Source organism: Nocardia sp. NPDC051787 (genome assembly GCF_040681325.1).
GTDB lineage: Bacteria > Actinomycetota > Actinomycetes > Mycobacteriales > Mycobacteriaceae > Nocardia.
Genome location: NZ_JBFAYO010000012.1, coordinates 69,613 through 95,090 on the forward strand (window position 1 = coordinate 69,613; position 25,478 = coordinate 95,090).

Annotated in this window: 21 protein-coding genes; 10 read left to right on the forward strand and 11 right to left on the reverse strand. The window is 67.7% G+C overall.

Annotated elements, in window-relative coordinates; translation table 11 throughout:
* Window positions 1-65 precede the first annotated feature (65 nt).
* The 6 genes from mfd (at window position 66) to AB0M45_RS15195 (ending at window position 8,293) form a co-directional block, all read left to right on the forward strand.
* Window positions 66-3,677, forward strand: coding sequence for a transcription-repair coupling factor (mfd, locus tag AB0M45_RS15170; protein WP_364328192.1), 3,612 nt, complete (start codon window positions 66-68; stop codon window positions 3,675-3,677).
* A gap of 134 nt (window positions 3,678-3,811) precedes the next feature.
* On the forward strand, window positions 3,812-4,444 hold the full coding sequence (locus AB0M45_RS15175) for a MazG family protein (RefSeq protein WP_364328496.1): 633 nt from the start codon (window positions 3,812-3,814) through the stop codon (window positions 4,442-4,444).
* A gap of 887 nt (window positions 4,445-5,331) precedes the next feature.
* Complete coding sequence (locus tag AB0M45_RS15180) at window positions 5,332-7,119, forward strand: hypothetical protein (protein WP_364328194.1); 1,788 nt, start codon at window positions 5,332-5,334, stop codon at window positions 7,117-7,119.
* An 88-nt stretch (window positions 7,120-7,207) separates the two neighbouring features.
* Window positions 7,208-7,432, forward strand: a complete 225-nt coding sequence (locus AB0M45_RS15185) for a DUF397 domain-containing protein (RefSeq protein ID WP_364328499.1) — start codon at window positions 7,208-7,210, stop codon at window positions 7,430-7,432.
* A gap of 208 nt (window positions 7,433-7,640) precedes the next feature.
* Window positions 7,641-7,889 (forward strand): type II toxin-antitoxin system VapB family antitoxin, encoded by a 249-nt coding sequence (locus tag AB0M45_RS15190; protein WP_364328197.1) that lies wholly within the window; start codon window positions 7,641-7,643, stop codon window positions 7,887-7,889.
* Window positions 7,886-8,293 carry a PIN domain-containing protein gene (locus AB0M45_RS15195; protein ID WP_364328200.1) on the forward strand — a complete coding sequence of 136 codons (408 nt, stop codon included), beginning with the start codon at window positions 7,886-7,888 and terminating at the stop codon, window positions 8,291-8,293. Before AB0M45_RS15190 ends, AB0M45_RS15195 begins: the two co-directional genes overlap by 4 nt.
* Window positions 8,294-8,502: 209 nt before the next feature.
* Here the strand turns inward: AB0M45_RS15195 and AB0M45_RS15200 are convergent, their stop codons facing one another.
* The 4 genes from AB0M45_RS15200 to AB0M45_RS15215 all read right to left on the reverse strand — a co-directional run bounded on the left by AB0M45_RS15200 (window position 8,503) and on the right by AB0M45_RS15215 (window position 11,350).
* Window positions 8,503-9,078 (reverse strand): TerD family protein, encoded by a 576-nt coding sequence (locus AB0M45_RS15200; RefSeq protein WP_364328203.1) that lies wholly within the window; start codon window positions 9,076-9,078, stop codon window positions 8,503-8,505.
* 72 nt (window positions 9,079-9,150) lie between these two features.
* A complete protein-coding gene (locus tag AB0M45_RS15205) occupies window positions 9,151-9,636 on the reverse strand; it encodes a hypothetical protein (protein ID WP_364328502.1) in 486 nt (161 codons plus the stop codon).
* A 141-nt stretch (window positions 9,637-9,777) separates the two neighbouring features.
* Window positions 9,778-10,746 (reverse strand): DUF389 domain-containing protein, encoded by a 969-nt coding sequence (locus AB0M45_RS15210; protein ID WP_364328206.1) that lies wholly within the window; start codon window positions 10,744-10,746, stop codon window positions 9,778-9,780.
* A 148-nt stretch (window positions 10,747-10,894) separates the two neighbouring features.
* Window positions 10,895-11,350 (reverse strand): flavodoxin domain-containing protein, encoded by a 456-nt coding sequence (locus AB0M45_RS15215; protein WP_364328505.1) that lies wholly within the window; start codon window positions 11,348-11,350, stop codon window positions 10,895-10,897.
* A gap of 581 nt (window positions 11,351-11,931) precedes the next feature.
* Between AB0M45_RS15215 and AB0M45_RS15220 the strand changes: the two genes are divergently transcribed.
* Window positions 11,932-13,323, forward strand: coding sequence for a stealth family protein (locus AB0M45_RS15220; RefSeq protein ID WP_364328508.1), 1,392 nt, complete (start codon window positions 11,932-11,934; stop codon window positions 13,321-13,323).
* On the opposite strand, the gene AB0M45_RS15225 is transcribed toward AB0M45_RS15220, so the two are convergent.
* The 7 genes from AB0M45_RS15225 to AB0M45_RS15255 all read right to left on the reverse strand — a co-directional run bounded on the left by AB0M45_RS15225 (window position 13,271) and on the right by AB0M45_RS15255 (window position 21,856).
* Window positions 13,271-14,224, reverse strand: a complete 954-nt coding sequence (locus AB0M45_RS15225; protein ID WP_364328209.1) for a phosphodiesterase — start codon at window positions 14,222-14,224, stop codon at window positions 13,271-13,273. The two genes, AB0M45_RS15220 and AB0M45_RS15225, sit on opposite strands and share 53 nt — an antisense overlap.
* Before the next feature lie 165 nt (window positions 14,225-14,389).
* Window positions 14,390-15,481, reverse strand: a complete 1,092-nt coding sequence (locus tag AB0M45_RS15230) for a glycerol dehydrogenase (protein WP_364328212.1) — start codon at window positions 15,479-15,481, stop codon at window positions 14,390-14,392.
* A 249-nt stretch (window positions 15,482-15,730) separates the two neighbouring features.
* The gene (locus tag AB0M45_RS15235) at window positions 15,731-17,122 is read right to left on the reverse strand and encodes an MATE family efflux transporter (protein ID WP_364328215.1); all 1,392 of its coding nucleotides are present in this window, start codon (window positions 17,120-17,122) and stop codon (window positions 15,731-15,733) included.
* Entirely contained in the window at window positions 17,119-18,150 is a 1,032-nt protein-coding gene (locus AB0M45_RS15240; protein WP_364328218.1) for a cysteine synthase family protein, read from the reverse strand. The genes AB0M45_RS15235 and AB0M45_RS15240 overlap by 4 nt, the downstream gene beginning before the upstream one ends.
* 34 nt (window positions 18,151-18,184) lie before the next feature.
* On the reverse strand, window positions 18,185-19,489 hold the full coding sequence (locus tag AB0M45_RS15245; protein ID WP_364328511.1) for an alanine racemase: 1,305 nt from the start codon (window positions 19,487-19,489) through the stop codon (window positions 18,185-18,187).
* A gap of 230 nt (window positions 19,490-19,719) precedes the next feature.
* Complete coding sequence (locus tag AB0M45_RS15250; RefSeq protein WP_364328220.1) at window positions 19,720-20,730, reverse strand: ornithine cyclodeaminase family protein; 1,011 nt, start codon at window positions 20,728-20,730, stop codon at window positions 19,720-19,722.
* On the reverse strand, window positions 20,702-21,856 hold the full coding sequence (locus AB0M45_RS15255) for a TauD/TfdA family dioxygenase (RefSeq protein WP_364328223.1): 1,155 nt from the start codon (window positions 21,854-21,856) through the stop codon (window positions 20,702-20,704). Before AB0M45_RS15255 ends, AB0M45_RS15250 begins: the two co-directional genes overlap by 29 nt.
* 319 nt (window positions 21,857-22,175) lie before the next feature.
* Here AB0M45_RS15255 and AB0M45_RS15260 point away from each other — a divergent pair, with 319 nt between their 5' ends.
* The 3 genes from AB0M45_RS15260 to AB0M45_RS15270 are packed head-to-tail and all read left to right on the forward strand — an operon-like array spanning window position 22,176 to window position 25,437.
* Window positions 22,176-23,693 carry an ABC transporter substrate-binding protein gene (locus AB0M45_RS15260; protein ID WP_364328226.1) on the forward strand — a complete coding sequence of 506 codons (1,518 nt, stop codon included), beginning with the start codon at window positions 22,176-22,178 and terminating at the stop codon, window positions 23,691-23,693.
* Complete coding sequence (locus AB0M45_RS15265) at window positions 23,690-24,619, forward strand: ABC transporter permease (RefSeq protein WP_364328229.1); 930 nt, start codon at window positions 23,690-23,692, stop codon at window positions 24,617-24,619. Before AB0M45_RS15260 ends, AB0M45_RS15265 begins: the two co-directional genes overlap by 4 nt.
* A complete protein-coding gene (locus AB0M45_RS15270) occupies window positions 24,616-25,437 on the forward strand; it encodes an ABC transporter permease subunit (RefSeq protein ID WP_364328232.1) in 822 nt (273 codons plus the stop codon). The genes AB0M45_RS15265 and AB0M45_RS15270 overlap by 4 nt, the downstream gene beginning before the upstream one ends.
* Window positions 25,438-25,478: the final 41 nt, after the last annotated feature.

Here is a 25,478-nt window from a genome sequence, read left to right on the forward strand (position 1 = left end):
GGACATAGACGCTTACTAGACTCGGTTGGCTGCTCGAACCGCCCGTCTGCGCTCAGGAGTCGACGATGTCCACCCACCGCCCGCCGTTGGCGGGACTGGCCGCCGCGGCCGGTGCCGATACCTCGCTACGGACCGTCGCGGAGCTGATCGGCACCTCGTCGGTCGAGTTGGTGGCGCCGTCGGCGGTGCGGCCGTTCGTCGCCGCGACCATCGCGGCGAGCAAACCGCTGGTAGTGGTCACCGCGACGGGGCGCGAGGCCGATGATCTGACCGTCGAGCTGGAGGAGATGCTCGGGCCGGCGGTCGCACAGTTCCCGTCCTGGGAGACGCTGCCGCACGAGCGGCTCTCGCCCGGCGCCGACACCGTGGGGCGCAGACTGGAGGTCTTGCGCCGGATCGCGCACCCGGACGATCCGCATTTCCCCGCGCCGCTGCGGGTGGTGGTGACCACCGTGCGGTCGTTGATGCAGCCCATGGCGGGCGGGCTCGGCGATATCGAGCCGATCGTGCTGGGCATCGGCGTGGAGCTGGACTTCGACGAATTGCTCACGCGGCTGGTGGAATTCGCCTACACGCGGGTCGACATGGTGGGCAAGCGCGGTGAGTTCGCGGTGCGCGGTGGCATCCTGGACGTCTTCCCGCCCACCGCGGACCACCCGGTGCGCGTCGAGTTCTGGGGCGACGAGATCACCGAACTGCGGTCGTTCGCCGTCGCCGACCAGCGCTCCCTGCCGGACGTCACGGTGGACGTGGTCGTCGCGCCGCCGTGCCGCGAACTGCTGCTCACCGACGCCGTGCGCGAGCGCGCCGCCGAGGTGGCCGTCGCCAACGCGGCCGACGCGGCGCTGGTCGAGATGCTGGAGAAACTGGCGCAGGGCATCCCGGTGGACGGCATGGAGGCGCTGTTGCCGGTGCTGCAACCCGGCGACCTTCGCCTGCTCACCGAAGTGCTGCCCGAGGGCACGCACGTGCTGCTGTGCGACCCGGAGAAGATCCGCACCCGCGCGGCCGACCTGGTGCGCACCGGCGAGGAATTCCTGGAGGCATCCTGGACGGCCGCCTCGTTCGGCGGTGCGGCCCCGCTCGGCGGGCACGGTCTCGACCTGGCGGCCTCGGCCTACCGCCCGCTGCCCGAGATCCATGCCAGCGCCGACCGGGAGGGCCTGTCCTGGTGGACGCTGAGCCCGCTCGCGTCCGGCGACTCGTCCGAGGTCGTGCTCCCGGTGCTGCCCGGCCCGGCCGCGCGCGGGTCCGACGAGCTGGTGGCTACCCTCTTCGCCTCGTTGCGCGCACACGTGTCCACCGGCGGCAAGGCGGTTGTGGTCGTCGCGGGTCACGGTACGGCGCAGCGCATTCTCGAACGGCTGGCCGACGCCGATGTCCCCGCCGCCGCGCTGGAGACGGGCGCCGAGCCGAACGAAGGCGTGGTCGGCGTGCTGTGCGGTTCGCTGCACGACGGCTTGGTGTTCGAGAACGCCGGGTTGGTGGTCGTCGCGGAGTCCGACCTCACCGGCAACCGGGTTACCGCGCCAACCGAGGGCAAGCGGATGCCCGCCAAGCGCCGCAACCAGGTCGACCCGCTCGCGCTGAGCGCGGGCGACATGGTGGTGCACGACCAGCACGGCATCGGCAAGTTCGTCGAGATGATCGAGCGCACGGTCGGCGGCGCCCGCCGCGAGTACCTGGTGATCGAGTACGCGCCGAGCAAGCGCGGCCAGCCCGGTGACCGGTTGTTCGTGCCGATGGAATCACTCGACCAGCTCTCCCGCTACGTCGGCGGCGAGATGCCGAGCCTGTCCAAGCTCGGCGGCTCGGACTGGGCCAACACCAAACGAAAGGCGCGCAAGGCCGTTCGCGAGATCGCGGGCGAGCTCGTGCAGCTGTACGCCGCCAGGCAGGCCGCGCCCGGTCACGCGTTCGGGCCGGACACGCCGTGGCAGCAGGAGATGGAGGACGCGTTCGCGTTCACCGAGACCGTCGACCAGATGACCGCCATCGCCGAGGTGAAGGCGGACATGGAGAAGGCGGTCCCGATGGACCGGGTGGTCTGCGGCGACGTCGGCTACGGCAAGACCGAGATCGCCGTGCGCGCGGCGTTCAAGGCCGTGCAGGACGGTAAGCAGGTCGTCGTGCTGGTGCCGACCACGCTGCTCGCGCAGCAGCATTTGCAGACCTTCTCCGAGCGGGTGGCGGGCTTCCCGATCACCGTGAAGGGCCTGTCCCGATTCACCGATCCCGCCGAGGCCCGCGCCGTGCTGGAGGGTATGGCCGACGGCAGTGTCGACATCGTGGTGGGCACGCACCGGCTGTTGCAGACCGGTGTGCGCTGGAAGGATCTCGGCCTCGTCGTGGTCGACGAGGAGCAGCGGTTCGGCGTTGAGCACAAGGAGCACATCAAGGCGTTGCGCACCCACGTCGACGTGCTCACCATGTCGGCGACTCCGATTCCGCGCACGCTGGAGATGAGCCTGGCCGGTATCCGCGAGATGTCGACCATCCTCACGCCGCCGGAGGAGCGCCACCCGGTGCTGACGTACGTCGGCGGCTACAACGACAAGCAGGTCACCGCGGCCATCCGCCGCGAGCTGCTGCGCGACGGCCAGGTGTTCTACGTGCACAACCGGGTGTCGTCGATCGACAAGGCGGCCAAGCGGATCCGCGATCTGGTGCCCGAGGCACGAGTGGTCGTCGCGCACGGCCAGATGAACGAGGACGCGCTGGAGTCCACCGTGCAGGGCTTCTGGCAGCGCGAATACGACGTGCTGGTGTGCACCACGATCATCGAGACCGGCCTGGACATCTCCAACGCCAACACGTTGATCGTGGAACGCGCCGATGCGCTGGGACTTTCGCAGCTGCACCAGCTGCGCGGCCGGGTCGGACGCAGCCGGGAGCGCGGGTACGCGTACTTCCTGTACCCGCCGGAGAAGCCGCTCACCGAGACCGCCTACGACCGCCTGGCCACCATCTCGCAGAACTCCGACTTGGGCGCCGGCATGGCGGTCGCGATGAAGGACCTGGAGATCCGCGGCGCGGGCAACGTGCTCGGCGCCGAACAGTCCGGCCATGTCGCCGGCGTCGGCTTCGATCTGTACGTCCGTCTGGTTGGCGAGGCGGTCGAGGCATACCGCGCCGCCGCCGACGGCAAGCCGATCACCACCGAGGAAGTCAAGGAGGTGCGTATCGACCTGCCCGTCGACGCGCACATCCCGCCCGACTACATCGCCAGCGATCGGCTTCGCCTGGAGGCGTACCGCAAACTGGCTTCGGCTCAGGACGATCCGGCCTTGGCACTGGTCGTGGAGGAGCTCGTCGACCGCTACGGCCCGCTGCCGGTGGAGGTCGGGCGCCTGGTCTCGGTGGCCAAGCTGCGGCTGCTGGCCCGCGAATACGAGGTCACCGAAATCGCGGTCACCGGGACGACGTTGAAGATCTCGCCGCTGCACCTGCCCGATTCCAAGCAGCTGCGTCTCAAGCGGCTCTACCCGAGCGCCGGGTACCGCGCCGCGTCCGGGGTGGTGCAGCTGCCGCTGCCGCGCGTGCAGGACAGCGTCGGCGCCGAACGGGTTCGCGACGTCGTGCTGCTCCAGCTCGTCGCGGACCTGCTCCTGGCCTTGGACGGAAAGGCGCAGGGCGCGGTCGACCTCACTGTGGCCGCCGAGCTGGCACCCCGATGAGCTCGGCGGATCGCGGCGAATCCGGGCACGGGGCGCCATCCAACGGTGTGGATCGTCCCGCGCCTGGAGGCGAGCTGACTTCGCGCACCGACACGGCGGTGGTCGCGGCAGGGCTGGCCGGTGCCGTCGAAGTCATGGATCGCCTCTGGCATTTCGGCGGCTGGGAGGTCACCCAGACCCACGACTCCCTGCGCCCGTACCTGCTCGAGGAGACCTACGAACTGCTCGACGCCATCCAGCACGACGACGCCGAGACGATCAAGGAAGAACTCGGCGACCTCCTGCTCCAGGTCCTCTTCCATTCCCGGATCGCCCAGGCCGCAGGCGAATTCACCGTCGACGACGTCGCCGCCGCCCTGGTCGCCAAACTGGTCAACCGCAGCCCGCACCTCGCCGACTCCGCGATCGATCCCGCCGCTTCGGTAGCGGAGAAGATCGCCGCCCAGGAACGCGCCTGGGAAGAACGCAAATCCGCCGAAAAATCCCGCCGCTCGTGCCTGGACGGCATAGCCATGGCCCAACCCGCCCTGGCGCTGGCCGAAAAGATCATCTCCCGCGCCACCAAGGCGGGTCTTCCCGCCGACCTCATACCCGAAGCCCTCCGCGTGGTCCGTCTCGGTGGCCCCGGCAGCGCCGAGGAACGCCTCCGCAAAGCAACGCTCACCTTCGCCGCCGCCATCCGCGCGGCCGAGGATGCCGCGGAGAAGACTCGGGGCCAACGCCTTTCGCTCGCGACCGAGGATTGGCGCAGACACTGGCCTGCCTGATCCGAACGCATAACATCAGACGGTCGTAAAAACGTGGCACGTTCGTTGCCAGGGTGGGCACGCGGCCCAATAATTCATTGGAACATGGAATATCGTATGGTCTCCAGCGGGGTTTGCGACGTGTGTGAGAATTCGCCGCAGCTCGGCTTCCTTGTGGCTCGGCGAGAGGACTTCATGAACTGATGAGGGGCAGACCGGTCGCGCTCACCGTGCTGCTCGTACTGCTATTGGCGGGGTGGACCTGCGGGTTGAATTATTGACCCACACACGGAATGGCTCATGTCAGACCCTCGGGATTCGGTGATCGGCGAGTGGCGTGATGAGGTGCCCCTATCGAATATCTGCCTCGGCTCAACGAGCGGCGAGTTGCGTGATATCCCGGATATCGGGATGTTTTCGCGGCGCAACTCGGCTTGTTTTATGTCGATGCGAATGCAGACCAGGTTCTTCCTGTTGCGGACGTTACGAAGGGCGCTGCAGAATGTTGGGCAGTATCGGCGACATCTTCGGCAAGGAGAATCTTGCCACGGCCGTCCTTTTCGTTGGCGCAGCAGGTCGCTGCGGTGACCCTGCGGGTGCACGACCTACTCGCCGACACTTCGCCAAACGGGCGGTGCGCTGGTCCCAGCGGCGGCTCGGCCGCGCGGATGCTCGCGGTCGGCGCATCCTCATCGGCAGGAGTAACGGTGATGGTCGATGCCGGAGTCTCAGTCAGCGACCAAGCGGGCCCACGGTGCGTTCGCCGCGGTTGGGGACCGAGGTTCGGTGGTCCTGGTGGGATTCGTTGTCGGCGGATCCTGGGTGGTGGCGGCCGAGTGTGCTCGCGCGACGGTTCCCGGGCTGGGTGGCGGCCTCGCGTGGGCGGGCCAGGGTGGTGTGGTTTCTGGTTGCTCGGTGAGGTCTTGTCCTCGCACGGGTTGTTGGCTCAGGGGCGTGATCTGGGTATCGCGGTGGCGGCGGGGTTGAACGGCGATAACAGCCCGGAACCTGGGCGGTTGGTGGTGACGATGCAGGGGGATCTGGCTGATAACTTCGCCCGCCGCCCGTTGCAGGTGTGGAACTTCGGGCACGTGATCGATCAGTCACCGCGCTGTGCGGCCGCGTGGTCGGCGGGTGTGCGATCCGGTGATTCGCAGGTGATCGACGGTATGCGTGCTTGTGGTGACATCGCCGCCCATGACGAGGCCGACAATCCGAGCATGGCGCAGATCGGATCCGGGTTGGTGCTGCTGTTGTGCGGGACGATTCTGCTGCTGTTCGGGGCGTATCTGGCGATCAAGATCATCTGGGCGGCGTTGGATTCGATCTATCACGGGTTCATGGCCATCCTCGGTTTCGCCGCGGGCGGATTCGTCTACGGGCCCACGCAAACCTTCCTGGTCCGCAACGTGGTCGACAGTGTTGTTGCGGCCGGGCGCATGGCGGCTTACACCATCTTCGTCGGTGTCTACGTGCTATTTCTGGGTAACCTGTTCGCCCAGGCCCAAGGCCAGGTCATGGTGGTGCTGGTGCTCGGCGCGGTGGTGGAGATCATCGCCATCCTGCAACTACGGCGGCTCAGTGCCGGGCTGTCCCGAGGCGACAACTGGATCGCCAACCGGTTCGCCCTCGCCATACAGAACGGCGGGTCGGGTTCGGGTTCGGGTGCCGGCGGTGGGCAGGCCCTGGGGATGGGGAACGCGGGCGCGAGCAACTCGATGTCCATGCTCGGAGTACTCGCCGCGGCCAGTACCATCAACGGTTCGCCGATCACGGCATGGGCCGCTGGGGGCCGTCTCAACCCGCTCAGCCCCTTCTCGTGGATGGAATACGTCGACAAGAAGACCAAGGCGAAAGGCCTGGCGACCAAGGACCTGAGAGATGCTTCGCACGGCGGCCTGTACGACCGCGTTGCCGCGGCCGAGTTCGCCAGGAGGGGAGTCCACGACTCTGGGTTCCGGCACAATAGCGTAGACGCTGCGGCTTTCGCCGCGGAGAATGTCGCGCATGAGTCGGGTTTGGTGGGTGCTGCCATGCCGCACGCCCTCAAGATGGCCAAGATCCCCTGGAAACGCGCGACCAAGGCCACCAAGGTAGAAGCGGACATCGTGCGGCACGCGGATCGTGAGTCGCTGGCATCGGGACACCTCGCACGCGTCGTTGCTGCTCACAAACATTTCGAGCGGTATCACCTGAATTCGGAATGGGTGAGCGAGAGTTTGGCCGGGTTGAAGGCCCATGTCGCGCGCTACCGGGGTGATTATGGCGGCGGCGTCAGGATTTCCCCTGAGCTGCAGGCGCTCGGCGCAGAATACCTGAACAACCCCACCAAGCAATGGATCGACGAGCTGCAGCAAATTGCGAACGGCGATACCAGCAATATCCGATCCGCGCTCGCCGGGCATAACTGGACCATGAACGAGACGGACCCGGATCGGTTGAGGGACTGGATCGCGAACGAGCACGCGCTCCGGGTCCAGGCGGCTACCGCGTGGGTCGCCGAAAATCCAACCGACTTCGAACGGATTCGGGTGCTTCGTTCGGAGATCGACAGGGCCGCACAGACGGACCAATGGCAATCAGGCCGGAATGTGACGGGTGCTAACTCGCTCGCGCAGCCGGACTACGTTGCGCGGCCACTCTCGCCCATTCCGGACAGGTTGCTGCGCCATTACAGAAACCCGGGCAAGCCTTGACCGGCAGCAAGATTCAGAGCGTCGGACAACGGGCCGGATTTCACACATCTTGCGGCAGCCAGCGAAGGAGTTTGCGGCGTGAGCATCGATCTATCCGCCGCCAAGTGGTTCAAGAGCACTAAACAGCGCAGGAGGTTCGGAATGCGTCGAGGTTGTATTCCTCGACAGCGGCGTTGTCGGCGTTCGCGACTCGAAGAACCCGGCCGGCCCGGCGCTGATCTTTGCTCCTGCCGAGTGGGATGCTTTACCGGCGGGGTGCTCGGGGCAAGTTCGATCGCTCATGATCGCGGTATCAGCTGGTGGTGCAGGTTAGGTTCGGCCTGCACTGAGCAGGCACCATGCGGCCCTTCCGGAACTCCATGCTCGAACCGACCGGAAGACCCGCGCGGTGTTGGGAAACTCGATCACGTCGGCGTCGTGGATGGAGACGGGAAGTGCGGTCGCCGCAGCACGTACAGCGGCTGCTATGATGGTCGCATACATGTCTGATGTATATGGCCAACATAGACAGGTGGCGAGTGATGGCGATCACGCAGATCGACTTGGACGATGAGGCGCTCGCGGAGGCGATGCGCCTAATGGGGACATCCACCAAAAAGGAAACCGTCAACGTCGCACTTCGGGAGTATGCGAAGCAGCTCAAACGGCTGGAAGCATTCGACAAACTGCTGGAAATGGGCCGACGGGGCGATTTTGATCAGGCCGCGGCGGCGCATGCCGCGGCGCGGGCAGCCCGCAAACAGGCGTGGTCGGAGGAGCCCGCCGAGTGATCGGGTACCTGCTGGACACTACGGCCATCTGGTATCTGCTCCGAAACCCCGACGCGGCGGATCACTGGCGCGAGCCGGCACGAGCCGGCGCTTTGCGCATCTGCGAGCCCACCCGTGCCGAATTCCTGTTCTCGGCCGCCGGGCCCGCGAACCGAGACGAGATGACCGACGCACTGGATGAGCTGTGTGGCCTGGCGGCAGTTCCGAAGTCGGTATGGCGCTGGGTCGACGCTGCCCAGTACAAACTGACTCAGCGCGGTCAGCACCGCTCAGCGGGAGTGATCGACCTGGTCGTGTGTGCAACGGCGGTGCACCATGGGCTGACCGTGTTGCACACCGACAACGACTTCACCGCGGTGGCCGGTGTTATCGCCGAGTTGAGTGAACATGACATTCGAAGGTGAATACCCGCTCGCCAGGTGAACATTTACCCCCGCAAGGGCCGCAATCTCCACACGAAGTTCGGGGAGCTTGCGGAGTACACGGCTACGGCCCGAGTTGGATTGCCGCTTGTACAGGCGGCAACAGTCATTTCGGCCGGTACTGAACCGACACCGCCCGGGTCTTCCGGAACTCGATCAAGTGGAAGACCCGCGCGGCGTTGGGAATTCGATCAGACATTGACGCCGTAATCGCGGGCGATTCCCGCGAGACCCGACGCGTACCCCTGCCCGATGGCCCGGAACTTCCATTCATTGTTGTGGCGGTACAGCTCGCCGAAGATCATGGCCGTTTCGGTGGAGGCGTCTTCGGTGAGGTCGTAGCGGGCTAGTTCCACGCCCGTGCTGGCGTCGACTACACGGATGAAGGCGTTGCGGATCTGGCCGAAGGACTGGCCGCGGGCGTCGGCGTCGTGGATGGAGACCGGGAAGAAGATATTCGTGATGGTGGGTGGGGTGGCGGTGAGGTCGACGTTGATCACCTCGTCGTCGCCCTCGCCGGCGCCGGTCAAGTTGTCGCCGGTGTGCTCGATGGATCCTTCGGGCGAACGCAGGTTGTTGTAGAAGATGAAGTGCTGGTCGGACAGCACTTTCAGATTCGGCCCGCACGCGAGCACACTGGCATCGAGGTCGTAGTCGGCGCCGGTGGTGGTGCGGACGTCCCAGCCGAGACCCACTGATACTTTCGTGAGATTCGCGGCCTGCTTGGACAGCGAAACATTGCCGCCTTTGGCCAAAGTGACGCTCATGATCCCCTTCCGCGCGGCACGGCCGGTGCCGCGTCCTTCCTTCTTTTTGCTAACGGAAAATGTTGAGGTGGTTCAGTTCTGGTCGTCCACCCAGGATTGCAATGTGCTCACCCGGCCTTTCAGCGCGCGCAGCTCGCTCTCGTCGTCGAGCACCGTGCGCTGGATGCCCTGCACGATCGCGAAGGCCGACTGGCGGTGGTCGTCGATCACGTCGACGTCGATGCGTACGGCCACATAATCTTCGGCGTCGGGCATACTCTCCGCGACCACGTGTGCGATGCCGCGCGCGCACATCGCCACGTTGTCGCCGCCGAGGATCAGCAGCGCCACCTCGGGCCGCTCGCGCAGCCGGGCCAGCGAGCCGCGGTCGAATTTCAGGCTGATGAGTATTTGCCGATCGCCCGCACGCACCGGCCAGGACACCGGAATCGCGTGCGGCGCCGGATCGGTCGTCACCAGCACGCCGATCGTTTCCAGGGGCCATTCCGGTAGCACGTCCAGCTCGGGATGATCTGTCGAGTTGTGTAGACGTTGGGCGGGGCTCGCTCCGGCTGCCATCTTCGTCACCTCATGCATCGTCACGCACGGTGGGCTGTACCGCGCTTGCTAGCAGTCTAAAGCGCTGGGCCCGTGGTCCGCTGGCGCTGCGCCCTTTGTCCGGACTGCTGCCCAAGTCACGGCATGACGACAGCCGGGCGGCTACAGCATCCGGCGTGGATTGTTCATCGCCTTGGCGCGGCGCACCGACACCCGCGACCACACTGCCTGCTGTACCGCCAAGGTGACCCAGCCCGCCAGCGCCATTCCGGACAGGTTCACCACGAGTTGCAGAGTGCTGCCCCAGATCGCCGACCCGACACCGAAGGCGGCGCCGAGTGCGATATTGCCCGCGGCGGGCACGGTGGTCACCGAGATGAAAACGCCGGCCATCCCCCCGGCCTTGGCTGAGGTCAGCGCGAGCACTCCGGCGGCGGCCGCGATGACGGCGACGATGAACGACCACTTGTCGGGGGTGTAGATGAAGGCCGTTCCCGGACGCGGACCGGTGACGTCATCGAGAGTGATCCAGCCCAGTGCGCGCCCGATCAAGGCGAGGACGAAGGTGACGACGATGGCGGCGGCGAATCCGAGCAGCAGCGTGCGCACGGCGAGGCCGAGCAAAACGAATCGGCGGCGCACCAAGGCGACACCCAGCGCGGCGACGGCCCCGAATTCCGGACCGAGGACCATCGCCCCGATGACCAGAATCTGCGAATCCAGCACGATCGCGATCGCGGCGATCACCGTGGCGAAGGTCATGAAGCTGAGGTAGGTCCAGTTCAGCTCGGTTTCCTCATACGAGCGCTGCGCGACATCGGCCCAGATCACGGAGTCCGCGCTGCTGCCCGGCGTGCGGACCTCGGCATCGAATCCACTGCGAGACAGCCAAGTACGCACCGGCTCGATCTCGATGCTGCCCGCACGGTGCAGGCCGATCGCGCGCAACCGCTGAATGACGTCGTTCGCCGCCTCCCGCGCCACGTCGGCCAGCACCACGTCACCGCTGGGCCGAAGGGAGGCGCCGCGCATCACCGCGAGACCACTGACGGCATCCTCCTGTTCCAGGATTCGGATCACGTCATCGGTCATCTCGGCCGGAGCCAGCATCCGCAGGTGCAACACCCCCATAGTGTGCCGCGCTCCGCCGCATATCTCGCCGCGACCCGGTCACAACACTCTCCGGGCCGCGGCCGAGCGATTTGGGGTGCTATGACGTAACGTGCTGCGCCACTGATTCGCTGGCGCACCCTTCGACCGGACTGCTCTCAGGTGCCGATCAGGCCGCGACCAACGCGGGGATGTCCAGCGTGGCGGCCCACTGCTGCGCCATGTCCGCGACCCGGATCTCCGTCGACGCGTCGTGCCGGGCGTGCTCGCCGACCTGGGTGGCGCCGCATGCGATGAGCTTCTCGGCCATGATCTCGCCGCCACGGTTGAAGGTGTCGCCGTACACCGTGTCGCCGAGCCCGAACACGGCGAACCGCAGGCCGGTCAGTTCCGGCGCGTGACGGTCGAGCGCGTCGGCGAAGGGTTCGGCGCCGGTCGGCAGGTCGCCATCACCGTAGGTCGAGCACACGATGACGTGGAAGTCCCGCACGTCCAAGTCGTCGATGTCGAAGTCCGTCATGTCGTGCACCGAGACGTCGTGCCCTCCGGAGAGCTCCGCGGCGATGCTGTCCGCGGCGGACTCCGCGGTCCCCATCTCGGTTCCGAACAAAATGACGACGTGCACCAGCACTGCCCCTTCCTTCCATCGATATAGTGAGGCTATCCTAACTATCTAGCTCGGGATGTGCTACGGCCTGGCGCGTGGCACTGCTCAGGGGCAGCAACGGACGGGCAAGGGAAGGCGAGCTGCACCGATTGACGGAATGTCCTCCGCGATGCATCATTCGTAACGGTGCCCGTTGTTTTCTGGGCAGACCACTTTCTTGCCGGCCAATGTCCGTCCGGCTCGGCGACTGCCACGCGTGCCCTTCGACCTCGCCGCGCACGAGTGCAGCGCTTCCAACCATGACGCTTCGGCGTCCGGCCGTGAGTGAGGTGAAACGAAATGATCTACCAGTCGTCTGTATACCGGGTGATCAATTCGTACCCACGCCTCGGCACCCTCCCGCATTTCTGAATTCACCGCGCCGAGCGCGGTCATCTCGCGCCGATGCCACGGCATCGGCGGATTCACTGCTCGGCGCGGCGCCCCGGATGCAATCGGAAACCGGTGGATGGACGGATGCGGAGAGAGTCATGGTGGACAGGGGAGTGAATGCGGGGGCGGTAGAAGTGGTGACGCGACCGACGGCAGGCAATCTCGCCATGTCGGCCGCGGTGATCGAGGATCTGGGCTACCTGCGCGAGGAATTGGCGGCGGCGGAGGTGCCGTTTCTGCTCGTGCGCGACAGCGGCCACCGGTTGGTGCTCGCGGCCGACGCGGCGCATCGCATGATGGTGCGCCGGGTGACGGCCGCGGCGGTCGCGGCCGGATTCTCCTGTGTGGAATTGCGGCAGAACGTGTTCCGGCTCGGGCGTGACCGCGACGCGGCCCATCATGTCGACCTGGAACTGTGGGAGTACCACGGGGACACGGTGACCTGCCCGCGCCCGAACGCGCTCACCCGGACGGTCTTCGACCTCGCCGACGTCGAGCGCACGCAGGTGCGGCTGTTCGACCGGATCTGGCCGACCCTGGCGGACATGTTCGCGCCGCAGTCCACCGACGTCGATTTCGACATCGATCTGGTGTTCTCCTGGGTGGACGGCTCCGATCCGGAATTCCGCGCGCGTCGCGCCGGGATGCTCGCCCAGGTCGTGGTCGGCGAGGGCGACGACGCGGACGCCCGGATCCGGCAGATCGACGAGCTGAAGTACGCGCTGCGATCGGTGCAGAAGAACGCACCGTGGATCCGCAGAGTCTTCATCGCCACCGACTCCGCGACGCCGGAGTGGCTGTCCGCGCACCCGAAGGTGACGGTGGTGCGGGCGGTGGACCATTTCCGCGACACCAGCGGCTTGCCGGTCTTCAACTCGCACGCGGTGGAATGTCAGTTGCAGCACATCGAAGGGCTCAGCGAGCACTTCCTGTACTCCAACGACGACATGTTCTTCGCGCGGCCGGTGCACCCGTCGATGTTCTTCACCCCCGCCGGGGTGAGCCGGTTCATCGAGGCGGACACCAGAATCGGTCCGGGGCGCAACAACGAGCGCCGCAGCGGTTTCGAGAATGCTGCGCGGGTGAACCGAGCGTTGCTCGCCGACCGCTTCGGCCATGTCATCACGCGGCACTTGGAGCACACGCCGGTGCCGCTGCGGCGCAGTGTGCTGCTGGAGATGGAAGAGGAATTCGCCGCCGAATTCACGCGCACGAGCGCGAGCCGTTTCCGGGCGCCTACCGACATCTCGGTCACCAATTCGCTGTATCACTACTACGCGCTGCTGACCGGTCGGGCTGTCCCGCAGGAATCGGCGAAGATGTGCTACGTCGACACGACGAGCTACCGCGGCCTGGCCTTGCTGGGCGGGTTGGCGCGATGCCGCGACGTCGACTTCTTCTGCCTCAACGACGGCAGTTTCCCCGAGGTCGCCGAGGCCGAGCGGGTGCGGATCGTGTCGGAGTTCCTCGCCGACTACTTCCCCGAGCCGGCGCCGTGGGAGCGGCTCAGCGCACCGCCTCGTCATCCGATTCCGGAGTCGACGCCTGGCGCCGCATGACGTGCGGGATGCGCGCGGCGGGCGGGATCACGATGCCCTCCTCCGCCAGCCGCTGCTGCGCCTCCTCGGGCGTCGCCGCAGCGCCGACGGTGGTTCCGCGCTCGATGGGAACCACTGAATGCACCACGGTGTCCGGGTAGATGTGCACGTAGTTGAAGGCCTGCGCGCCGTCCCGTCCGCGCAGGCCGCCCTGCGCGACGCCGAGATCCTGGCTGTAGCAGGTCGCCGACGCCACCGAGACCGGGATGCCCGCGAAGGTCGCGCTGGTGGAGAAGTGCAGGTGGCCCGCGAGTATGGCGCGCACATCGCTGCCGTCGAGCACGTCGGCCAGCCTGCGCTGATCGCGCAACTCCACGGTGACGGCCAGATCGATCACGCACGGCACGGGCGGGTGGTGCATGGCCAGGATGGTGCCGAAGGGAGCGGGTTCGGCCAGCACACCGCGCAGCCACTCCAGCTGATCGTCGGAGATCTCGCCGTAGTGGTGACCGGGCACCGAGGTGTCCAGGGCGATGATGCGCAAGCCGTCGATCAGGTGGACGCGGTCCAGCGGGGAGGTGGTGGCGCGCTCGCCGAGTAGCCGGGCCCGCAGCGCGGCGCGGTCGTCGTGGTTGCCCGTGACCCAAACGATAGGCGCCTGCAAATCTCGGGCAAACGGCTCGACAATCGACTCGAGCTTGCTATATGCCGCGGGTTCCCCGCGATCGGTGAGGTCTCCGGTGAACACGATCGCGGTCGGACGGATCCGGCTGGCCGCGGCCTGGTCGAGTAGTTGCCGCAGCCGCAGGTCGGGGTCGACATCGCCGTACAGGGGGTCGTCGCCCGCGATGAGGTGGGTGTCGCTGAAATGGAACAACACGTGATCCGGACGCGGGTGCTCCGCGACTCTTGTGATGGGCACCGGACCGAAAATCCCTCCTGGCGGTTTGCCCGCCATTGGCTTGGCTCCGCCGCCAGAATAGCGTCGGTTACGAACAGGTTTCCCGACGGCTGGTGACGACATGCTTGCGGGAAGGTGAGGGTTCGGTGTCGAACGCAGGGGAAATGGCCGGTGTAGTGGCGTTGGTCACGCCTTGCCGATGGCGTCCGCGGTGCGCAGCGCGTCGACCACCATCGCGGCGTCGACGGTGAACGGCTCGTTGTGGATCGTTTCGCCCGGGGCGGTGGCCCGAGCCGCGATGGACGCCAGCGTCTCGTGATCGGCGTCGGGCAGACCCAGCGCGGCGAGGGTGGTCGGCAGCCCCACCTCGGTGCAGAAATCCAGGACCGTGTCGATCTCGGACGTGGGCGCGCCTTCGAGCACCAGCTGGGTGAGCGTGCCGAAGGCGACCTTCTCGCCGTGCAGGAACGGGTGCGTCCCCGCGGCGGCGGTGAGGCCGTTGTGCACCGCGTGGGCGGCGGCCAGCCCCGACGATTCGAAACCGAGTCCGGACAGCAGCGTGTTCGCCTCGACAACGCGCTCCAGCGCGGGTGTGACGCTGTGCTCGCGGACCGCGGCCAGCGCCTGCGCCCCGTCTGCGAGAAGGGTGCGATAGCAGAGTTCCGCGAGCGCGGTGGCGCTGCGCGTGGACGCTCCGCCACGCATATTGCGCACCTGCGCCGCACTGCACGTGCGCGCCTCGAACCAGGTGGCCAAAGCGTCACCCATGCCGGCGGCGAGCAATCGGGCGGGGGCCTGCGCGATGACCGAGGTATCCACGAGCACCAGCGCCGGATTGCGCCGGACCAGCTGATAGGCCTCGAATTCGCCGGACTCGGTGTAGATCACCGATAGGGCGCTGCACGGCGCGTCGCTGGAAGCGGCGGTGGGGCAGCTGATCATCGGCAGCTCCAGATCGTCGGCGACCGCGCGCGCCGCGTCCAGCACCTTACCGCCGCCCGCGCCCAAAACGACTGTGCTGCCGGACTCTTCGACGGCGTGGGCGATCTCGGCGATCTCCGCCCTGCTGCATTCACCGCCGGACAGGCGGATCGAATAGGCGATCTTCGCGTCGGTGAGCGACCGTTCCCACGTCGCGGCGAGCAGCCGGAAAGCGCTGCCGCCCGATACTATCAGCACCGGACCGCCGATCCCGAGACGGGTCATCTCCGCGCCGAGCGCGGCCGTGGCGTCCCGTCCCTGCACATAGTGCCCCGGCGAGGAGAACACGCTCAGCATCCGACACCTCCCGATCCCGGACCGCGAACCATGCCGAACGTGCACACCCCAGCCCGACCGACGACTTTCTCAAACGCTACGCGACCCACGCCTGCCACCGGCCGTGGTTGACGAACTCGGCCGCGTCCGAACCAGCGCGGGGAAGCGCTGCACCGTTATCCGGAGGCCTCGGGCGCGCTGATGCCCGCGACCGCGCCGCCCGGGCCCCGGTCATGAACCGAGCTTGCGGACGACGCGGTCAGCCGGGGATCAGCTCGGTGTGCTGAGGGTTTCCGGGACCAGACGGGGGCGGTCGCGTTCCTGCTCGTCGAGCAAGGCGAAGTAGCGGCGGAGCATGAGGATCGCGGTAGTGGCCAGGCCCGCCGTGAGACCCCACCAGACCCCTGCGGCCCCGAGCCCGAGCGGGAACGCGAGCAAAAGGGCGACAGGCAGGCCGACGCCCCAGTAGCCGATCAGGGAGAGGCGGAAGCCCGCGTTGGTCGCTTTGAGGCCGCGCAGCAGGCCGGTGCCGATGTTCTGGGCGGCGTCGAAGAACTGCAGCACGATGCCGATCAGCAGCAGCGTGTGCGCGATTCGGATGGTGTCGGCGTCGGAGGAGTCCAGGAAGGGGAGCAGCACCAGATCCGGAGCGAGTACGTACACCGCGCCCGTCACGGCCGCGACCACCGCCGCATGCCGGAGCGCGAGCCAGGCCAGCGCACGGGCGTGGCTGTGCTCGTCGCGGGCGACGGCGTGGCTGACCAGGATCGACGCACCGTGCGACAGGCCGATCGCGACCTGGAACACGATGTAGATGATCTGGTAGACGACGTTGTGCGCGGCCAGCGCCGCTGGCCCGATGCTGCCCATGACCAGGGCCAGCACCGAGAACATGCCTGCCTCCGAGCCGTAGGTGAGCGCGATCGGCGTGCCCAGCTTCAGCTCCGCCTTGACCGTCGCCAGGCGCACCGGCAGCGGGCTCATCGGCAGGGTGCGGCCGAGCCGGTCGTCGCGCCACACCATCGCCCAGAACACACCGAAGGTGATCAGGAAGACCAGCGATGTGGCCACGCCGATGCCGGTGAGTCCCAGCGCGGGCAGCCCGGCCTTGCCGTGGATGAAGCCCAGGGCCAGCAGCAGGTTCAGCACCACCGATCCGAGCGTCACCAGCAGCAGTGCCTGCGGGCGCTGCATGCCGACGGTGTACTGGCGCAGTACCTGGAACCACAGGCACGGCAGCAAGCCCGGCGCCAGTGCGACCATCAGCGGACGGGCGTCGGCGAGCACCCCCGGGTCCTGCCCGAGCCAGGGCAGCACCCAGCCGAGCCCGATCAGCACCGCGCCGCCGACGAGTCCGGCGACCGTGGCGATCAGGAAGCTCGACCGCAGCAGGTCCCGGATCTCCGGATCCGGCGAGTCGCCGCGCTTGCCCGCGGCACTCACCGCCGTGGCGATCTGGTTGCCGCTGGCGGTGATCAACCCGACGCACATGGTGCGGATCTGGTTGAACAGCACGATCGCCAGGCCGCCCGCGGCCACCTGCCGGACGCCGAGCGTGCCCATCAGCGCGATATTGGTGGTCGACACCGCGATCTGCGCCAGCTGGGTCAGCGCGATGGGCGTCGCCAGTGCGGTCAACCGCCGACCGTCGCCGTACCTCACCGCGCCTCCACGAGGGTGCCGCGGGCGGCGGGCGTGTAGCGCCGCAGCATGTCCCGCACCTCGCGTTCGGTGTCGGGGCTCAGCAGGTCTCGTTCGTTCATCCACTCGTCGTCGAAGACGGTGTCCAGGTACTTTTCCCCGCCGTCGCACACGATGGTGACCACGGTGGAGCCGGGCGGGAACTCCTCCAGACGGGCGAGCGCGGCGTGCACCGAGCCGCCCGCGGAGCCGCCGATCATCAAGCCGAGTTCGGCCGCCACCGCGCGGGCGGTCGCGAACGCGGCCACATCGGAGACCTTCACGCCCTCGTCGAGCAGCGAATAGTCCACGGCGGTGCCGATGGTGGCGCCCGGCGGGGTGCCGGTGCCCGACTGCCAGTACGGACCGCCCGGCCCGCCGAAGGCGATCGAACCGACCGGCTCGACGCCGATCACGTACGGGACGCAGCCGAGCTGGCGCAGGCGGGTCGCGGTGCCGAACAGCGAACCTCCGGTGCCCACCGCCGACAGCAGGATGTCGACCCGCTCGATGTCTTCGAGCAGCTCCTCGGCCACCGCGTAGTAGCCGACCGCGTTGGCGTCGCTGTTGTGCTGCTCGGTGAAGTACGCGTCGTCGCGTTCGGCCGCCATCGCCTCGGCGAGATCCTCCCGCGCCGAGGTGGCCAGGTTGTCGTCGCCGTCGTCGGCGACGTACACCAGTTCCGCGCCCATCGCTCGCATCGCCCGCAGTTTGTCCTTACATGCGTGGTGGTCGACCACCGCGGTGAAGCGATACCCACGTTCGGCAGCCACTACCGCGAGGCCGAGCCCGGTGTTCCCGGACGTGGATTCGATGATATGCCCGCCACTGCTCAGCAAACCCCGTCGCTCGGCGTCGAGCACCATTTCACGCGCCATCCTGATCTTGGCTGCGCCCGTCGGGTTGAACTGCTCGAGTTTCAGCAGTAAGCGGGTGCCTGTCGCGGTGGCCGCGAGCTCGAACAGCGGCGTGCGGCCGATCAGATCCGTCACACGCGTGACGAGCGGCATTGATTTCTCCTCGTTCGTATCGGCGGAAGTGGGGTCAGCTACCGTCGCGGGTCCAGCGGAAGCGGCTGTCCGGTGCGTCGTGCAACACGACTTTCGGTGGGATGGGTAGTTCATGAAAGGCGGACTCGTTCGAATCCATCTGGTAGCCAGCCGTATTCGGATAGACCAGCAGATCGCCGACCTCCGCGGGACGGGGCAGCGGCACCCGGCGCCAGCTGAGCATGTCGGAATCCAGGCAGGTGGCCGCACCGACGCTGGTGGGCGTCGATGTGCCGGGGCGCGCGGGCCACAGCAGCGGATCTGGCAGATACTCGCTGTCGAACCACTGCTCGGAAAGGCTCAGGCTGGTGCCGTCGACGGTGAGCAGCCGGTAGGGGTGACCGTGCGCGTGCCTGGTCTTGCCGCCCTGCACGCGGAAGACGGTGCATCCCGCGTGCGCCAGCAGGGCGCGTCCTGGTTCGATCGCGAGCCGGATGGCGTTGTCCCGCAACCGCCGGGCGAGATCGTCGTGGTCGAAGATCTGTGCGAGCATGGCCGCGCCCGGCACCGCGAAGTGGTAGGGGTAGTAGGAGTCGAAGAACTTCCCCGAGTGGAACCAGTGCCTGCCGACGTGCTCGCCGAACGCCGTCGCATCCTCCGCCGGGACGTAGTCGACGCCGAACCCACCGCCGATCGACACGGTTGACGCCGGATGCCCGAGCGTGCGCGCGTGCAGACAGCGCGCGATCAGCTCGCCCGCCTGTTCCGCGCGTGCCACCGCGTCGTAGCCGGACAGGTGAAAGCTGAAGCCTTCCAGTCGGATCGACTTACGGACGCCGAACAATCGCAGCGCTGCGGCGATTTCGTCGCTGGTCATCCCGAACCGGCTCGCCGAGGCGGCGGGCAGGACGCGTAGCAGCACGCGCGCGGGCGTGGCGGGCGAGGTCAGAGCCGCGAGCCGGTCGAGTTCCCCGAGGTCGTCCACCGCGAGCAGCGCGCCATGCCGGGCCGCCAACCAGAGCAATTCGTCCGACTTGGCCGGGCCGGTCACCATGAGTTCGTCGCCGCGGACGCCCTGCGCAAGCGCGGCGGTCAGCTCACCGACGCTGGCCACGTCCACGCCCGCACCGTTTTCGGCGCAGGCACGCGTGACACACGCGGCCTTGTTCGCCTTCTTGCCGTAGTAGATCGTGCCCTGCACCCCGGCCTGCTCGAACGCGGACCGGAACTCGCGGATGTTGTGCGCCACGCGCGCCGGATACATGACGTGGAACGGCCCGCCCGTCGCAAAGGCGATGTCGCCCAGCAGGGTCGGGTCATCGAGGAGGCGACGCTCCCACGGATCGAGATGCGCGGGCATCGGCGTCGCGTTGATCGAGTCGTACGTGTCGCGTGCCACGGTGATCGAGTCGTGCGTGTCGCGCGTCGTGCTGATCGAGTCGTCTGTTCCACGCACCGTTTCGGCGCCGTCGTATTTCCGGCATCCGACGCCGATCGGCTTGTGCGCGCTCGAGTGCACTGCGTCATCGCCTGTCGCCGCGACGACCACGGGTCCGTCCGGTGCGGAGGAAACGCTGCCGACATCCGCCTCTAGTCCCATAGTGGCACCTCCGTCCCGCGGCCCTCGGCGATCGCCCGCTCGGCCAGGGCGTGGGCGACCGCGATATCGGTGAGCACCAGTCCGCTGTTGTAGACGAAGATGCGCTCGTCGTCCGAGCGTCGCGCCACCGCGCGCCGGCTCAGGATCTGCGGTAGCTCGGCGTCCACCGCGCGCAGTTTTCCGTCCGGACCCACCATGTCGGTACCGGTGAGCGCCATCTGCTCGGCGCTGGTCGCGATCACCCGATCGGCGTCGGCCAGCGTCGAGGGCGCGAGCCCGTAACCGACCAGCACCGCCACTGAACCCGGTGCCAGATCGGTGGATTCGAGCGCGACCTCGGTGCCGGGTCCCGCGGTGGCCAGCACGACGTCGGCGGTCGCCGCCGCGGCGCGTGGATCCGGCACGGTCTCGAGCAGCGCGTGCGGATAGTGCTCGGCGAGCCCGCGGTGCACGGCCGCCAGTCCCTCGGGGTGCGTCCCGTACACCATCAGCTTGCGCAGCTGCGGGTTCGCGGCGAGCAGATGCGGAAGGGCGTTGCGGCCCTGGGTTCCGGTGCCGATCAGCAGCACGCTTTCCGCGCCGCGGCGGACGGTCTCGCGCACCAGCAGCGCCGACACCGCCGGTGTGCGCAGCGCGCCGACCCTGGCGCAGTCCATCATCGCGATCGGCGCGCCGGTGGTGTCGTCGTAGAGGGTGATGGTCGTGTAGTACCGCTTCGTGCTGCGGTCGTGGCCGGGGTCGAACTTGTAGGAGGTCTTCATCGCGACCACGCGCCTGCGGCCGTCCCGGCCGAGCATGGCGTAGGCGACCGACCAGCCGTCCGGGTTCGCGACGCTGAGCTTGCGCGGGTTGTCCGAATCACCCGCCGCGAAGGCCAGATACGCCTCTTCCACCGCACGCACGACCGCGGACGGCGTGATCGGCACGTCGGCCAAGTCGCTGCGGCTCAGCACCCGCAGGGGTGTGCTGCGGTCACGGATGTTCAACGGGTCCTCGATCATTCGGTACTGCTCGCTCTCGAGTGCCGCTCTCGACCGGCAGGGTGCCCGCCGCTCGGAACGGGGCAGCAATTTGTTGCCCGTAGCCATTCTCGTCGGCTTCCTCGGCCCGTCGCCGTCGTTCCGGAAGCCGGACGTTCACTCGCTTGAGCCATCGGTCGGTGCCGTCGTACCGCGCGGTGAACGGCACCCGGCCGTGCACGGCGACGTCGTTGTCCACCAGCAGCAGTTCGCCGGGCGCGAGCACGGCGGTCACGCAGACGCGTTCGAGTTCCGCGGTGAGTTGTTCGTAGGCCGCGCGGAATTCGGGGTCGGCGTCCTCTAGCGGGGTATATGCCGGGTCGTAGCGCATGGTCTGCTCGGCTGGGCCCGCGGCGCTCCATAGCGTGGGAATCGGTGTGGCGGAGTGCCTTTCGTGTCCGCAGCCGTAAGAGACGTCCGGCAGGATCGGCAGTGTGGGCGTGCTGAGCAGTTCTTGCTGTTCACTGGAGAGTTCGGCGCGGCGCACCGACGAGACCGTGGTGCCGACCAGGTCCGGGTTGCGCAGGCAGGCGAGCATCAGCAGGTTGGCGCGCCGTGGGTGGAACGCGTCCTCGGTGTGCGGGCTCAGCAGTGTCGTGCTGCTGGCGCCGGACTGTTCGTGCTCGTGACCGGCCGCCGGAACGATGTTGTTGACCAGCCGCCCGTCCTGTTGGCCTTGCCAGCCGAACGGCTCACCGGCGCTGCGGGCGAGCAGCAGCATGACGAGGTCGAATTCGAACGAGTGTGCGCGCGTCGCGGGATCGCCACTCCATCGCGCGGCTTCCCGCCAGCTCGGCGGCGTCGGCCCGAATTCGTTGTCGGACAGCGGAACACGGCTGACAATCGCGGCTCCCGCCGCGCTTGTGGGCGGGCGCATGGCATGGCGCACCTCGGCGGGGAGTTCCTCGACGCGGGCATCGATCTGCTCGATCAGCGCCGGATCCGTGAGCGTGCGAGCGGCGGCGGCCGGATCGGCGAGCCTGACGTCGAGTGTGGCGGAAATCTCTCTGGCGAGTGCACGCACCGCCGAGCCCGCGTCGGCGGGCAGCTCGCGTCGTTCGAGATCTTGTGGGTGAAGCGTCTTACGTTCGGAGAGAACGCTTTTCACCGGGATTCCCTTCTTCGCATCGGTTCGAAAAGCAGGGGTGAGGATCGAACTGCGAAGGTAACCGTTTCGGCCGGGTGAAGCAAGGCTTACCTAAGCGCGTCGGCTGAAAAATAGCCGAAATGCATAACTCGGATCCGACGAGGGTAGGTCGTGGACGGGCGTTTTGGTGCTGGTTCGCCGGTTTGCCGGTAGTGCGCCATTGTGCCGCCGTTTTGCTGCCGGTATCGGCGAGTCGTTCGATGGATTAGGCTAGCCTGTCCTGAACTGTAGTGATTCTGCGGTACAGCGGTTGCGTGCGTCCAGGAATGAGGGCAGGACAATGGCTTTGAATCGGCGGCAACTATTGCGGTCGAGTCTCGGAGTGGGGGCGGTGCTGCTGGTCGCCGCCTGCTCCGATGGCGCGGACTCGTCCGGACCGGTCCGGCGCGGCGGCACACTGCGGGTCGGCGCGCTCGGCACCTCGGCTCGGCTGGAACGCGATCCGCACGCCAACCTCAGCAACGACAGCGACTTCCTGATCACCTCGCTGGTCTACGACGCCCTGACCGTGCCGGGTGCCGACCCGAACGTCGCGCCACGCCTGGCCACCCGGTGGGAGCCGGACGCCGACCGGCGTCGCTGGAGCTTCGCCCTCGCCGAGAACGCGACCTTCCACGACGGATCGCCGGTGACCTCCGAGGACGTCGTGTGGTCGCTGCGCAGGCTGCGCACCGTCGGCGGCGCGTCGAAAATGCCGGTGGCCGTCGAGGACATCACGGCCGACGGGCCGAACCGGGTGGTGCTCGCGGTGCCGGAGCCGAATACCCAGCTGCCGCTGCTGGTCCGGTTGATGACCTTCACGGTCAAGAAGGACACCACGGATTTCGCCAAGGCCATCGGCAGCGGACCGTTCCGCCTGGAGTCCTACCAAGGCGGCAACGTCCGGCTGGTGCGCAACGAGCAGTGGCACGGCACGCCGCCGCTGCTGGACGCCATCGAGGTCACCATGTTCGAGAGCGTGACCGCTCTGGGCAACGCGGTACTCGCCGGGCAGATCGACCTCGCCTCCAACGCCGGCGCCATCGCCGGCCGCACCGCCGAAGGCCGCGGTGATCTGACGGTGGTGCGCCGCCCGAACGACACGGTGGTCGGCGTCGCCATGCGCACCTCCGACGGTCCGTTCGCCGACGCGCGGGTGCGCACTGCCCTCCGGCTCGGCGTCGACCGCAACGCCCTGGTCGATCAAGTGCATTCGGGTTACGGGAAGATCGCCAACGACATCCTCGGCACCGGCGATCCGGCCTACGACACCTCCATCGCGCAGCGCACTCGTGACCTGGACCGCGCGAAGGCGCTGCTGCGCGAGGCGACCTTCGACACGGGACGGACCTATCCGTTCGTCACCAAGGCCGAGGCGCCAGGCGAAGTGGAATCGGCGAAGGTCATCGCCACCCAGCTGGCCCAGATCGGCGTCCGGCTCGAGGTGATCACCCAGGAGCCGAACGCCTTCTACGACCAGACCTGGCTGAAGGCGCCGATCTACACGATCTCCTGGGGCACCAACGATTCCACACTGTTCTTCGCGAGCAAGCTGCTGTCGAGCGGCTCCAACCGCAACGAGACCGCCTTCAAGGACGCGGCGTTCGATGCGGCGACCGCTAAGGCACTCGCGGCACGGAGTGACTCGGAATACCAGCAGGCCGCGCAGGAGCTGCAGCGTATTCAGTACGACCGCGGCGGGTACCTGGTCTGGGGCATGGCCGACGGCATCGATATCGCGTCCTCCCGAGTGCGTGAGCTACCCACGCTCGGCGGGTTCGCCCGGGTCCAGCTGGAAAGGGCTTGGCTGGCCGGGTGATCTCCTTCGCACGACTTCTGCTCCGGCGCGTCGCCCTGTTGGTGGCGCTGCTGGCCACCGTGTTCGTCGCTGTGGATCTGCTGCCGGGAAACACCGCCCGCGCCGTCCTCGGCCGCGAGGCCACTCCGGAGCAGATCGCGGCCAAGGAACACCAGCTCGGTCTGGATCGTCCCCTGCCGGTGCGGTTCTCGGACTGGATATCGGGCGTCGCCACCGGCGATTTCGGCCATACCGCGCGGGGGCGTTCGGTGAACGAGTTGCTGGTCGACAAGTTCCCGCCGACGCTGCTGCTGGGCGGGCTCGCCTTGGCGTTGACCGTGTTCGCTTCGCTCGCACTCGGCGCGTGGTGGGCGACGCGGCCCGGCAGTGCGGCGACGCGCGTGCTTCAGCCCGCGACGACCACGGCGGTGGCGATCCCCGAGTTCGTGATCTCGACGGTGCTGATCCTGGTGTTCGCGCTGGCCCTGGGCTGGCTGCCCGCGGTAACCATCACCGACCGGTCCGGCTTTCCGGCCGGACCCGACATGCTGGTGTTGCCGGTGCTGGCACTGGCGCTGCCGCAGATCGGCTGGAACACCAGGGTGGTGCGGGCCGCGCTGGCCGACGCCGCCGAAGCTCCACACGTGGAAAGCGCGGTGCTGGACGGGCTTTCCACCCGCGTCGTCCTGGCGCGCCACGTGCTGCCGTTCGCGCTGCCGACCATCGTCGCCAGCTTCGCCACCACGGTCGGGATGCTGCTCGGCGGCTCCCTGGTGGTCGAGACCATCTTCAACTATCCCGGTGTCGGCGCGGTGCTGGCCGGTTCGGTCGCCGACCGCGACACCTCGGTGGTCGCCGCGGTCGTCGCACTGTCCGGGGTGGTCATCATGGGCATGCTGGCCGCCGCCGACGGTATCCGGGCTTGGTCGCTGCGGGGGCGGCGATGAACGGTTCGACCTCCGTCGCGCGTCCGGCGGGGCGATGGCTCGGCTGGTCGACCGTCGCGCCCGCCCTGGTCGTGACCGCGCTTGCGCTGCTGGGGCCGACGCTCGCGCCGCATCCGGCCGAGGAGGCGATCGGGATACCGTTCGGCGATCCCGGTGACGGCGCGGTGCTCGGCACCGACCGGCTGGGCCGCGACGTGTTCAGCCAGTTGCTCTATGGCGGTTGGGGATTGCTGTTGCTGTCGGCGGTCATCGCGGTGGTGGTGACCGGGACTGCGTGTGTGCTCGGCGTCGTTGCGGTGCTGCGCCCGCGGATCGGCGCGGTGATCGAACTCGGCACCGACTTCGTCATCCTGCTGCCCGCGGTGCTGGGCATCCTGCTCGTGCTGACCTCGTGGCCGGAGGCGGGCAGCATCGGACTGATCGTGTTGGCGCTGCTGTTCGGCGCTCCCTATTGCGCACGGATCTTCACGGCCGCCGCTGCCGGTGTCGCCGCGTCCGGATACGTGGAAAGCGCGCAGGCCGCGGGTGAGTCGTTGCCGTATCTGGTCTTCCGGGAAGTGATCCCCAATTTGCGACGAGTACTGACGACACAGCTAGGTCTGCGTTTCGTGGTGGGGATCTATCTGGTCAGCACCGCATCGTTCCTGCATCTGCCCACCACGCTCGGCGCGAGCAACTGGGCGGTCATGGTGCGCGAGAACGCGTCCGGCATGCTGCTCAATCCCTTGGCGGTGCTGGCGCCGAGCCTGGCGATCGCGATCGTCGCGGTCAGCGTGAACCTCGCCGTCTCGGCATTCGGACAAGGGGAGCGGGAATGAGTGCCGTCACGACGGAATCCGGGAGTGCCGGAGAAGCGCGC

Bases quoted from the DNA above. Each gene is read 5' to 3' on its own strand.
- mfd (WP_364328192.1), top strand. From the start codon at position 66: ATGTCCACCCACCGCCCGCCGTTGGCGGGACTGGCCGCCGCGGCCGGT.
- AB0M45_RS15175 (WP_364328496.1), top strand. From the start codon at position 3,812: ATGGATCGCCTCTGGCATTTCGGCGGCTGGGAGGTCACCCAGACCCAC.
- AB0M45_RS15190 (WP_364328197.1), top strand. From the start codon at position 7,641: ATGGCGATCACGCAGATCGACTTGGACGATGAGGCGCTCGCGGAGGCG.
- AB0M45_RS15200 (WP_364328203.1), bottom strand. From the start codon at position 9,078: ATGAGCGTCACTTTGGCCAAAGGCGGCAATGTTTCGCTGTCCAAGCAG.
- AB0M45_RS15205 (WP_364328502.1), bottom strand. From the start codon at position 9,636: ATGGCAGCCGGAGCGAGCCCCGCCCAACGTCTACACAACTCGACAGAT.
- AB0M45_RS15210 (WP_364328206.1), bottom strand. From the start codon at position 10,746: ATGGGGGTGTTGCACCTGCGGATGCTGGCTCCGGCCGAGATGACCGAT.
- AB0M45_RS15220 (WP_364328508.1), top strand. From the start codon at position 11,932: ATGTCGGCCGCGGTGATCGAGGATCTGGGCTACCTGCGCGAGGAATTG.
- AB0M45_RS15230 (WP_364328212.1), bottom strand. From the start codon at position 15,481: ATGCTGAGCGTGTTCTCCTCGCCGGGGCACTATGTGCAGGGACGGGAC.
- AB0M45_RS15240 (WP_364328218.1), bottom strand. From the start codon at position 18,150: ATGCCGCTCGTCACGCGTGTGACGGATCTGATCGGCCGCACGCCGCTG.
- AB0M45_RS15245 (WP_364328511.1), bottom strand. From the start codon at position 19,489: ATGCCCGCGCATCTCGATCCGTGGGAGCGTCGCCTCCTCGATGACCCG.
- AB0M45_RS15250 (WP_364328220.1), bottom strand. From the start codon at position 20,730: ATGATCGAGGACCCGTTGAACATCCGTGACCGCAGCACACCCCTGCGG.
- AB0M45_RS15260 (WP_364328226.1), top strand. From the start codon at position 22,176: ATGGCTTTGAATCGGCGGCAACTATTGCGGTCGAGTCTCGGAGTGGGG.
- AB0M45_RS15270 (WP_364328232.1), top strand. From the start codon at position 24,616: ATGAACGGTTCGACCTCCGTCGCGCGTCCGGCGGGGCGATGGCTCGGC.